Origin of the sequence: Enterococcus canis NBRC 100695 (genome assembly GCF_001544375.1) — a bacterium.
GTDB classification, from domain to species: Bacteria; Bacillota; Bacilli; order Lactobacillales; family Enterococcaceae; genus Enterococcus_H; species Enterococcus_H canis.
The window spans coordinates 443,302-455,106 of sequence record NZ_BCQJ01000001.1; the positions used below are offsets into that span (position 1 = coordinate 443,302).

Genomic DNA, 11,805 nt, shown 5'->3' on the forward strand with positions numbered 1-11,805 from the left:
GCGGCACAAATGACGACAACCGATCCAGCTCATTGGAGCGAAACACCGATTGAGACACTGTTTAAGGAAACGAATAGTTCCAAGGAAGGCTTAAGTACTCAGGAAGCTCAAGTTAGACTCAAAAAGGTCGGTCCTAACAAGATTGAGGCAGCCAAAAAGCAGTCATTTCTAAAAACTTTTTTAGGCAACTTTACTAGCTTTATGGCAATTTTGCTCTGGGTCGCCGGTATCATTGCCTTTATTGCTCAGATGACTGAATTAGGTATCGCCATTTGGTTAGTTAATGTTATCAACGGTCTTTTCAGTTTTTGGCAGCAGTATCGTGCGGCCCAGGCAACCAATGCCTTGCAACAAATGCTACCTAGCTACACCAAGGTTTTGCGTGACGGAAAAGAGGCGAAGTGCCTAGTAGAAGAGCTCGTGCCAGGAGATGTTGTCCATTTGGAAAGTGGTGATAACATTCCTGCAGATGGTCGGTTAATTATTTGTGACAGTATGCAGGTCAATCAATCAGCGCTGACTGGTGAATCGACAACCGTCTCTAAAGAGGCTGAGGTATTGACAGCACAGCAAGTGCAAGCTGCTGGTCAGTTTGCAGAGGCTAATTTGGTTTATGAAGGCACTTCGGTGGTTTCCGGTAGTGGTGATATGCTAGTACTGGCAACCGGAATGCAAACTGAATTTGGCCATATCGCGTCTTTAACCAACACCGTAGACCAAACAAAAAGTCCTTTAGAAAAGGAACTGGAAGTCCTGACTCGTCAGCTTTCGATGATTGCGATTATTATTGGTATCCTCTTCTTTTTAGCTGCTATCTTTTTTGTTCACTCTCCTTGGGTTCAATCCTTTATATTTGCCTTGGGAATGGTGGTTGCATTTATCCCCGAAGGTCTCCTGCCAACGGTTACGTTATCACTGGCAATGGCTGTCCAAAAAATGGCTAAACGTAATGCTTTAGTGAAACACCTTAATAGTGTTGAAACGTTAGGGGAAACGACCGTCATTTGTTCAGATAAAACAGGAACTTTAACGAAAAATGAAATGACTATTGAGCAGGTTTGGCTCCCTAGCGCACAATATGAAGTTAGCGGTACGGGCTATAACTTCCATGGTCAGGTAACGAAAAATCAGCAAACCATTGACTTAACTAAAGAAACTGATCTGTGCCAATTGTTGCGAATTGGGGTCTTAGATAATGACTCTTCTCTTGAACAAAAGAATAACAGTTTACAGCTAGTAGGCAGTCCTGACGAAGGCAGTATTCTCGTTTTGGCTGGGAAGGCTCAATTTGACCGTCAACAGGCCCAACAGACCTACACGCGAAAAAGCGTCTTGCCTTTTGACTCCAAACGAAAGCGAATGACCACGATCCATCAAGAGGGAGAAAAAAGTTGGGCGTTTACCAAAGGTGGCATTGATGAAACCTTAAATGTTGCAACTCAGTATCTTAAAAATGGGCAGGTACTTCCTTTAGATGATACCGTCAAACAGCAAATTTTAGCCAAAAATGACGACTTTGCCAAAGCGGGCTTGCGAACGTTGGCTTTCGCTTATCGGCAGTTGACTAACCAAGACACGACCATCGCCAGTGTCGAACAGGAATTGATTTTCGTAGGCTTGACGGCTAGTCAAGATCCGCCCCGTGATAATGTATTGGAGGCCATCCAAACCTGTCATGACGCTAGCATCCGGATCATTATGGTAACGGGTGATTATGGTTTAACGGCTGAAAGTATTGCGCGTAAGATTGGTGTTGTCAGAGGTGACGATGTTCGCGTGATTACGGGCGAGCAATTGACGGCGATGGCAGATGAAGACTTGAAAGAAAACTTACAACATGAAATTATTTTCGCCCGAGTGGCACCAGAACAAAAATATCGGGTAGTAAGTATGCTTCAAAGCTTAGGCGAGATTGTGGCTTCCACTGGTGATGGCGTTAATGACGCCCCAGCCTTGAAAAAAGCGGATATTGGTGTTGCTATGGGTATCACGGGAACTGATGTTGCCAAGGAAGCGGCTGATATGATTTTAGCGGATGATAATTTCACCTCTATTGTCAATGCCATTGAAGAAGGACGAACGGTTTACAGCAATATTCAAAAATTTCTCTTGTATATTTTAAACAGCAATCTACCAGAGGCAATTCCGTCTGTCCTGTTTCTTTTTTCCAGAGGTTTGATTCCCTTACCGCTGACGGTTATGCAGATACTATCCGTCGATTTAGGAACGGATATGTTTCCTGCATTAGGACTGGCCACTGAAAAGACGGAGCCTGGAACGATGAAACGGCCACCACGAAAACGTGGCGCCCATTTACTGACACGAAACATCCTACTAAAAGCTTTTGGGTGGTACGGCTTGATGGCCTCACTTTTTTCCATTGGCGCTTACTTCTACGTCAACGTATTAAATGGTTGGCCACAGGTGCCTTTAGCGAATGGTGGTAATGTCTATGCCGTTGCTACCACCATGACACTCGCGGCCATTGTATTTAGTCAAATCGGTGCTGTTTTCAATTGCCGGACAACGACGGAATCATTGTTCAAAATCGGCTTTTTTACCAATCGGCGTGTTCTGTTCGGGATTGCCTTTGAGCTCGTCCTGATCAGTTGTTTAATTTATGTCCCGTTTTTACAGTCTGCCTTTAATACTGCCGCCATTCGGCCGCAAGATTGGCTGTATTTGATTGCAATCCCCATCCCGGTGATTCTCTTTGAAGAATTACGCAAATTCTTTTTACGCCGCCGTTTACGTAAAGCCGATTCCTAGAAATAAGCAGAGATACACAAACAGCAGTTTACGAAGCGTTTCCTTCGTGAACTGCTGTTTATTGTTTCTATACGTCTGTTTACAAAACATGTTCCTTTAGCACGCCAGCCTGGAGTTCCAGCACAACATCGAAATTTTTTAGAAACTCCGAGTCACGAGAATGAGTCACAGCAATCACCAGCTGTTCCTCTAGACTAGTCAACAGCTCCCCGATTGCTCGCTCATTTTTGCGGTCTAAACCCGTCGTGGGCTCATCTAGAATCAGAACAGGTGCCTTCCGATAAAGAGCCCGCGCGATGTCTAACCGTCGTTCTTCTCCACCGGATAAACGCCGCACTGCATCTAAATTACCAGAAAGACTTAGCTCTTCCAATAGATTAGCTAGTCCGGCTCGTTTTAAAGCCTGGGCAAGCTGGATAGGGTCACCCTTTTGGAACAGGGTGATATTTTCTGAGAGTGTACCCTCAAAAATTGCGGTTTTTTGCGGTACGTACGCAATTTGCTGCCAGTAATCCGCTTTGTCAAGCGTTGCGATTGCCTGATTATTTACAAAGACATTTTGTGCATTTTGAATGCCTAATATTAACGATAGCAGCGTACTTTTCCCCACACCACTTTCGCCAATGATCGCATACCGTTTTCCAATGAAAAAAGTATAGCTCAAGTGGCTGAGTATCTGCCGTTCCCCACGACTATAAGTGACATTTCGTAGCTCAATGGCGTGAATAGTTTCTTTTAAAGGTTCCCCAGTGACCTTTTCGGCTGGCTGAATCGTCTGTAAAAAATTAGTCACTACTTTTCGGCTCGCTGACAAATCAGAAACATATTCACTCAACATTTGAATGGGGCCAGCAATTGTGCTCATTAAAGCTGTCATGGCAATCAATTCTGGCAAGGTTAGCCAATCCTGAAAAACAAAAAATCCACCTATAATCCATGTACCGGAATAAACAATATTGGAAAGACCGTATGAAATGGCATATGTTTTTCCTTGCGAACCTTCAAAATCTGTTTTGGCAAATGCTAGCTGCTGATTCACCTTTTGAAAACGTTGGGTAAAGGTACTGCCGGCTAAGCGCAAACGAATGGTAGACAAATTTACGGCGATTTCTTCATAGACACCTAAAAGATTCTTTTGCGCGGCAACTGAGATCTGCTTTTTATTGGCCAACACCCGCTGATTGATAAGAGGTGCTAACAGTGGAATGAAGGATAAAGAGACCATCAAAAGCGTCAATTGACTTTGTAGCCATAATGCCGCAATCAAAGAAAATACAAATGTAAAAATCGTCAAAATACAACTAAAAATTGGCTTCAAGTAACTTTCTTCAATCACTGCTAACTCATTTACTAAGCGACTTACCCGTAGGCTACTGGCTTCTGCTTCAACTTGCGCAAGCGGCGTCTCAATATCATGACGCAATAAGTCTTGCCGCAACGAGGCGGTGATGCTTTGCACTGCTTTAGCTTTTGTAACCCGCGGAACATAATCAAAATACGCCTCCACAATCAAAAAGACTACGGCAAAGAGGGCCATTTGTACAAATTGGCGCAAATTTTGTGACAAGGCGACACTCGTAAGGCCTTGAATTACAAAAGCATTTCCCACCATCAAGCCAGCCGCTAACAGACAGGCTAAGACGTGTTTAAAAACCAGTACCTTGTGTGCTAAAAAATATTTTTTCATCATTGGCTCCTTCTGAGTCAAGATGACTTCCGTCAGCCCAACTCCACATTTTTATTAATGAGGAAGTCGGGCCGTCAACGGATCTGTCCAGCGAATCTGCTGATTCATTGGATCACCACCTTTGTTCATTTTCTTAATGATACCGTTTTCTGAAATTTCAAACAAGTATAAACGTGCTACATCCACAAAAAAGGGACCAGCTAGTGCTGATCCCTGCTCCTTATCTCCCTTGATCAATCGCCAATAAATGACGGAAATGGTCATTATTTTGGGCTAATTCACTTGGTGATCCTGACATGGTCAACTCACCATCTTCAATAAACAAGACACGATCCATTAAGGAGATTCCTTGTAGATGATGTGTGATCCAAATGACCGTTTTGTCCTGTAGCTCGCGGAAAAACGTATCTAACACTGCTTGCTCGGTAATCGGATCAAGACCAACAGTCGGTTCGTCTAGTAAAATAATCGGTGCATCCTGCAATAAAATCCGAGCTAGGGCAAAGCGGTGACGTTCGCCTCCGGAAAACCGTAGCCCCGCCTCATCCACTAATGTTTGCAGACCTTCAGGCAGTGACTGAACCAGTGGTAACAAGCCCACTTTTTCAATGACTTGCCAAACATCTGCTTCACTAGCCTCCTCGTTCCCGATTCGCAAATTATTTAAAATCGTTGTATGGAACAGATACGGATTTTGATTAATGACGCCAATATAACGACTAATCTCGTCCCCAAATTGATTCGTGGCCTGTTCATTCAGGGTTACCGAACCTTGTGTAGGCGTTAAATCCCCACGAATCAATGAGGCTAGCGTACTTTTACCAGAACCACTGCGCCCTAAAATGGCTACTTTTTCGCCTGGAACGAATCGTAAATCGAGACCTTTTAGAATCTCCCGCTCAGCTTCAGGATAATGAAAATGGACATCTTGAATCTGAATCGTTAGTGGGCCAGACAGGGCTTTAGCCCCTACCGCCTCAGTTAAATCTGGTAACTCATTGAGTCGCTTGATCGAATCCTTGTAGATGTTGGTCTCTTGAGCTGCTGCCGGGAGTGGTGCAAAAGCGTCTATCAAGGGAAACACAGTCAAAACAAAAGCCGCAATCCAGTTGGCCGCCCCACCACGCACACCAGGAAACTGATAGCTGGACCAAACCAACAGAGCAATAGCAATCAGTCCGACTGTCAACTGCAAATATAGGTCCCGCTTGCGGTCAAAACGATTTAACTCCTGGGTGGTTTGCCGTAGCTTAGACGTTACTTCAGCTTGCTTGGCTACATATTCCGTTCCTCGTTGCGCAAAAATCCAATCGGAGACACCTAGGATATTATCAGTTAATTCTGTATAAAGCTGATTTTTTAATTGCTTTTGTTTTTCTTGGCGTGCACCATTTTTAATCACCGACCATAATGGTAAGATCAACACCACGACGCCCATCATCAAAAGCATCATCAACGCAAACCACCAAGAAAAGAAACCTAGCGCAAGCACGATGAACACATATAACAACCAGGCAATCAGTGTGGGAAAAATCGTCCGCAAATAAAGGTTCTGAATGTGGTTGATATCTTCTGCCAAAAGTCCTAAAATATCACCGGTGCGGTAATGACTCTTAAAAAAGATCGCGTCTTTCTCCAAGCGATCATATAGCTTCAACCGCAAGTGAGAGGTCATTTTCAAGACCCAGTTATGACTCGTCAATCGCTCAATATAGCGGAAAACAGGTCGGCCAATCCCAAAGGCTCGCGTTAGCACAATTGGAATATAGATCATAAGGATATTTTCTGGCAGTGAGGCCGCCCGACTAATCAAGTAGCCGGAATTGAACATCAATGCACCGGCACAAAAAAAGGTCAAAAAGCCTAAAGCAATGGCTAATAGTAGCGCACCTTTGTAGCGTTTTAAAAATGGTTTGATCCAAGTATCATGTTTCAACGCCTGAAATAAGCCGATTTTATGCATTACGCTCCCCCCTCATAGCTTTTGTTAAACGAACAAAGGCCCCATTTTTTGCTTCAAGCTCTGCTAGGCTCCCTTGCTCAACTATCCGTCCGTCTTCCAAGACGAGAATATGATCCATCTCCGCCATCCAATGAAGGCGGTGAGTGGCAAAAAAGACTAAGTGATTGGCCATTAACGGAAGCATTCGTTCCTTCAATTCTACTTCCGTCTCAATGTCTAGATGGGCAGTAGGTTCATCAAACAAGAGAATGCTACGTTCCTGATCGAGAAAGGCCCGTGCCAACGCGATTCGCTGCGCTTGTCCGCCGCTTAAAGTGCGGGCACCTTCGCCCAACATCGTTTCTAGTCCTTGTGGCATTTCTGCTACTAACTCCGTTAAACCAGCTACTTCCAATGCTTGGTGAACTTGTTCATCCGTCGCTTGTGGATGATAAAAGATCAGATTTTCTCGCAATGTCAGATGAAAAATGTAAGGATTTTGCGGAATATAAATCAACTGCTTTTGCCAGTCTGCCTGCTCAAAAGTTGCTAGTGCTTGATCATCCACCTTAATTTTTCCTGAGGTTGGCGTCAAAAAGCCACTTAATAAGTTAATTAACGTGGACTTACCGGAACCGCTCATGCCAATAATTCCGATTTTTTGAAACCCCTTCGTTTTAAACTGAATATCCTTAAGTGTTGCCGTTTCTGTATAACCAAAATCCAGTTGTCCGATCATGATTTCCGTTTCACTGGAAACAGTCGCTAGCGCTTGGCTAACTGGTGCTGTTTCGGGAAAATCTAAAATCGTTTGAATTGCGGTCATGGCATTTTTTCCATCTAAGGTAGCATGGTAATCGCTAGAAAAATCACGAATCGGCAAAAAATACTCCGGCGCTAAAATCAAAACAGTTAAAGCCGGAAACAACAAAATTGCCCCGTTGATTAAGCGTAACCCTAGGAGCACCGCAACGACAGCCACTGAAAGTGTTGTAAAGAAATCTAAGGCGAAGGTAGATAAAATGGCTACTTTTAATGTACTCATGGTTGCTTTACGGAATCGTTCGCTGGAACGAAAAACACTTTGTCCATAAGGCTTGCTGATACCAAATAGTTTTAGGGTATCAATTCCTCGGAGTGAGTCGATAAAGTGATTCGATAGCAGTTGAAACGTCCGATATTGTTTGTCTGCCTTACTTTGGGCGGCATAGCCCAAAATAATCATAAAGATAATGATCAATGGAAAGACAATCAAAAGTACTAAGCCAGACTGCCAATCCAGGCAAAAAACCACTATTAGAATCAAAAATGGTATCAACATCATATTCATAATTTTAGCCAAAATCAGTTGCAAATAATTTTCAACTTGATTGACACCATCTAAAGCCATCGTAGTAATATTCCCCGTACCTTCTGCTTGAACAATACTAGGCCCGACACGAAAAATCTTATGCAGCAATTGCGTTCGAATACGGCTAGCCTCTTGATAACTATAATGATCTAAATAGGCGCCGCGGAAATAAATCACCAGTTGGCGGCCACTAAACGAGGCGAAAAAGAGCAGTACCCAAAGCCACTGACCGCTTAAGGGTTCACCCGACCAGACAGCCGTGATTGCCGCAGCGAGACCCCAAGCTTGGCCGATAATAAAGATTGCCTGCAGGAAGGCAAATCCTGCAAGCAATCCGAGTACGCGCTTCATTCCAGGGAGTTTCATAATTGACTTATCAATCATTTATACCCCTCCGTTACAGCGGTATGACTTACGCGTTTTCTGAAAATATAATAGCTCCAACCCGTATAGGCTAAGACAAATGGTAAAATTGTCAAGGATAGGTAACTCATAACCTTTAGCGTATAAGGACTTGAAGAAGCATTCGCAATCAATAGATCATATTGCGCGCCTAAAGAACTGATCATGACACGAGGGAATAGACCAGAGAAGAGCAACACCACTAGCACCACCAGTGTTAAGCCACTGGCAAAAAAGGCGATGCGTTCTTTGCCCTTAACCACAGCCCAATTGGCTAAAACAGTCAAACCAACAATCACCACCAACAAGCCTAAAGTGATTAAAAAATGTTGCTGGAAGAAATCGGTTTGGAAAAACAGCAGAATCGCAAACACAACCAGGCCAGCATATAGGACCCAATAAAAAGCACTAGCATAATTACGAGCCCGTTCTCGAATTGGTCCGGTGGTTTTTAGTGCAATATAATTCAAGCCGTGTAAGTAGCACAATAAGGTTAAGGCAACGCCACCCACAATGGAAAAGAGATTAACATAGTCTCCAAAATGAGCAGACATATTCCCTTCTCCGTCTAGCGGCATCCCTTGAATCATACTAATAAACAATAAGCCAAAGAAGAACGGTACTATCAAACTGCCGATAGTTAGTGTCCAGTTCCATGTTTGTTTTTTCTCAGGCGCTACCCGATGACGAAATTCGAAGGAAACACCACGAATGATCAAACCTACTAAAATCACTAACAAAATCAAATAGTAGCCGCTGAATAAAGAAGCATACCAGTAAGGAAATGAAGCAAACATGGCGCCACCTGCTGTTAGTAGCCAGACTTCATTGCCATCCCAAACTGGCCCAATCGTTGCGACTAGCTGATCCTTCTCATCCTCATTATGCGCTAGCGTTTGGACCGACATGCCGACGCCAAAGTCAAACCCTTCTAAGAAGAAGAAACCTGAGAAAAGGACGCCAATTAAAACAAACCATAATAATTGTAGACCGCTCATGCGCCAAACACCTCCCTGTCAAATGGATCTGCCGAATCCGTCTTATCGTTGTTCGGCAATTCTGGTCCCTTTTTCAACTCTCGACGAATCAAAGTAATCATCGTAATCGCCAAAGTGGAGAAGAGTAAGAAATAAACCGTATTGGAAATCAACAGTGATGTGACTGAAACATTTGGTGACACGCTATCTTCAATGGTAAATAAGCCGTAAACCGTCCACGGATAACGACCTAACTCGGTAATCAGCCAACCAGAAGTGTTGGCGATAAATGGCGTAAAGGTTGTTAAGCCCATAATCCACAGTAACCAGCGCTTTTCGTATAAAATTGGTCGTTTCTTGCGTGTCAAGAACAAACCTAAAGCGGAAACTAAAAGCATAAGTACACCAAAGCCTGCCATGATGCGGAAACTCCAGAACAAAACATTAACCGGTGGGTAGTAGTCCCGGTCCCCGTATTGCTCCACTAATTCTTTATTAACATGATCCATCCCTTTGATGGCACCAGATGGTTTGCCGTACGCTAAAATACTTAAAATATAAGGAACTTGAACGCCAAAGACTTGCTTATGTTCCCGTTCGTTATCCCATGCAATCAAGGTCCAAGCTGCCGGGTCGCCTGTGTCGTCATAGGTTCCTTCCATTGCAGCGAATTTCATTGGTTGATCTTCAATCAAAGCCTTCATTTGTAAATCGCCAGCCCCTAGAACAGCCACCGAACCAAATAATGAAACCACTAACCCAACACGAAGTGACTTTTTAAAAAATTCCCGGTCAACGTTCTTTTGTAGTAACCGAAAAGCTGCCAATCCAGCTACAATGATGCCGCCCATCGTGATGGCCGCCGTGATGACATGAGCAAATTCATACCATACTTGATGATTTATGAGTAAAGCACCAAAATCCGTCATTTCTGCACGTCCATTGCGAATCGTGTAGCCGACTGGATGTTGCATGAAACTGTTCGCCGCTAAAATCCAAAAGGCCGAAAGCATGGAGGCAATCGTTACTAGCCAGATAAAGACCACATGGAGCTTGGGATTAACTCGCTCCCACGTAAAAATCCAGAGCCCTAAAAACGTTGATTCCATAAAGAATGCTAATAACGCTTCAACTGCGAGGGGCGCACCAAAAATGTCGCCGACAAAGCGGGAATAATCAGACCAATTCATACCGAATTGGAATTCTTGAATAATACCTGTTACTACCCCTACCGCAAAGCTTAGTAAAAAAATGTTTCCCCAAAATTTCGCCATCCGTCGGTACTGCTCTTTCTTTGTGATGACGAACCCAGTTTCCATAATCGCTACGACAAGTGCGGTCCCGATTGAAAACGGCACAAAGAAAAAGTGAAAAATCGTTGTCATGGCGAATTGGAACCGTGCCAATGTGACAATATCCATTTCATTTCCTCCCTTTTAAAATAATGCGTGTTATCGAAAAGTATTTCGAAATAATGACTACCCAATTGAATATACTCCTGCGTCTTTAAAAAAGCGAAAGAAAGAAACCGAAAGTGACAATTTTGTGAAAATTGTCTTTTTTTCTGATTGAAGTGTTGTTTTTTTCAGTAGAAGCGACGCTATCTAAGCTAAATTCTACTAATTTATCTTTAAAAAAAGATGCAAAATGACTGCCACTCGCTTAGAATGTTAGACAATGAACAACTCTGGAGGATCATATGTATAAAACTTGGTTTCGTCTGATTTTATTCGGCTATCTATTATTTATGTATTTTTTAGCGCCCTTTTTCCCTTTTATGGCGTTGAATGTTTTATTAGCTTGGATTCCCTTGGAAATAGCGTGGTTTGCTGAAAAACGGGTAGACAGTCTCCTAGGCAAAATCAGTCTGCTTTTCTGGCTGCTATTTTATCCTAATATTCCCTATCTTTTGACAGATCTCTTTCATTTGGAGACTTTGTCTATCTACTCGGAAAATGCTATTTTTCATAATGACATCACAAGCTGGTTCTCTTTTCTATTACTGATCGTACCAATCCTATTTCTACCCACATTTGGTGTGCGCTCTGCAGAACATTTACTAGCAAAATTTTTTCCTAAACAATCACGTCTTGTCTTAGTTGCCGTCTTTGTTTTAGCTGCCTTAGGTATTTACGCAGGGCGTTTTTTACGGCTTCATTCTGTCCATTTCTTAATCGCGCCACTCCAAACTCTTACGCTTATTTTTGGCCTCTGGGACTGGGATAAGTTGGCCTTTATCCTCATTTTTACGATTATTCAACTCTTGCTTTGGCAAGTCCCTTCATGGTTGAAAAAAGTCGCCGCCTAAAAATCCGCCGAAGGTCTGATAGGATTTTTCTGAAAATCTATGGTATACTATTTTCATACGAAACATCATTTATATGCGAAAAGTTAGCTTCTTTTGAAGAAGTTTATTCAAAACTGGCGTAACTAAAGGGTTACAAGGACGTATTAGAGGTTTGGGAATGCGTCGTTTAAACGAGAAAAAGTTAATTTATAGTAATAGTCTGATCCAACTTTAAATATTGACATGACATTCGTTAGATAGCCTATCCGGTTTTCCGGATAGGCTATCGTCAATTTTAGCGTCATTCAGAAAATATTTTTTGTTTTTTCACCAAAATTGGGACCTAACAAAACTGTTAGGCCCTTTTAAGTCGCTATCCTTGAGACTGCG

Annotated in this window: 8 protein-coding genes; 2 read left to right on the forward strand and 6 right to left on the reverse strand. The window is 42.9% G+C overall.

Annotation, left to right across the window (positions count from 1 at the left end):
• Positions 1 to 9 precede the first annotated feature (9 nt).
• Positions 10 to 2,769 carry a cation-translocating P-type ATPase gene (locus ECA01S_RS02250; protein WP_067390421.1) on the forward strand — a complete coding sequence of 920 codons (2,760 nt, stop codon included), beginning with the start codon at positions 10 to 12 and terminating at the stop codon, positions 2,767 to 2,769.
• 79 nt (positions 2,770 to 2,848) lie between these two features.
• Here ECA01S_RS02250 and ECA01S_RS02255 read toward each other — a convergent pair whose 3' ends face one another.
• From ECA01S_RS02255 to ECA01S_RS02275, 6 genes are read right to left on the reverse strand one after another with little or no spacing between them, the layout of a single operon-like run.
• Positions 2,849 to 4,456 (reverse strand): ATP-binding cassette domain-containing protein, encoded by a 1,608-nt coding sequence (locus tag ECA01S_RS02255; RefSeq protein WP_067390424.1) that lies wholly within the window; start codon positions 4,454 to 4,456, stop codon positions 2,849 to 2,851.
• 54 nt (positions 4,457 to 4,510) lie between these two features.
• Entirely contained in the window at positions 4,511 to 4,642 is a 132-nt protein-coding gene (locus tag ECA01S_RS14685; protein ID WP_281176626.1) for a hypothetical protein, read from the reverse strand.
• A gap of 34 nt (positions 4,643 to 4,676) precedes the next feature.
• Positions 4,677 to 6,419: a thiol reductant ABC exporter subunit CydC gene (gene cydC / locus ECA01S_RS02260; RefSeq protein ID WP_067390427.1), complete on the reverse strand. Its 1,743-nt coding sequence runs from the start codon at positions 6,417 to 6,419 to the stop codon at positions 4,677 to 4,679.
• The gene (cydD, locus tag ECA01S_RS02265) at positions 6,412 to 8,133 is read right to left on the reverse strand and encodes a thiol reductant ABC exporter subunit CydD (protein WP_067390430.1); all 1,722 of its coding nucleotides are present in this window, start codon (positions 8,131 to 8,133) and stop codon (positions 6,412 to 6,414) included. Before cydD ends, cydC begins: the two co-directional genes overlap by 8 nt.
• Entirely contained in the window at positions 8,130 to 9,149 is a 1,020-nt protein-coding gene (cydB, locus tag ECA01S_RS02270; RefSeq protein WP_067390433.1) for a cytochrome d ubiquinol oxidase subunit II, read from the reverse strand. The genes cydD and cydB overlap by 4 nt, the downstream gene beginning before the upstream one ends.
• Positions 9,146 to 10,549: a cytochrome ubiquinol oxidase subunit I gene (locus ECA01S_RS02275; RefSeq protein ID WP_067390436.1), complete on the reverse strand. Its 1,404-nt coding sequence runs from the start codon at positions 10,547 to 10,549 to the stop codon at positions 9,146 to 9,148. The genes cydB and ECA01S_RS02275 overlap by 4 nt, the downstream gene beginning before the upstream one ends.
• A gap of 278 nt (positions 10,550 to 10,827) precedes the next feature.
• Between ECA01S_RS02275 and ECA01S_RS02280 the strand changes: the two genes are divergently transcribed.
• Entirely contained in the window at positions 10,828 to 11,436 is a 609-nt protein-coding gene (locus ECA01S_RS02280) for a DUF1361 domain-containing protein (RefSeq protein ID WP_067390439.1), read from the forward strand.
• Positions 11,437 to 11,805: the final 369 nt, after the last annotated feature.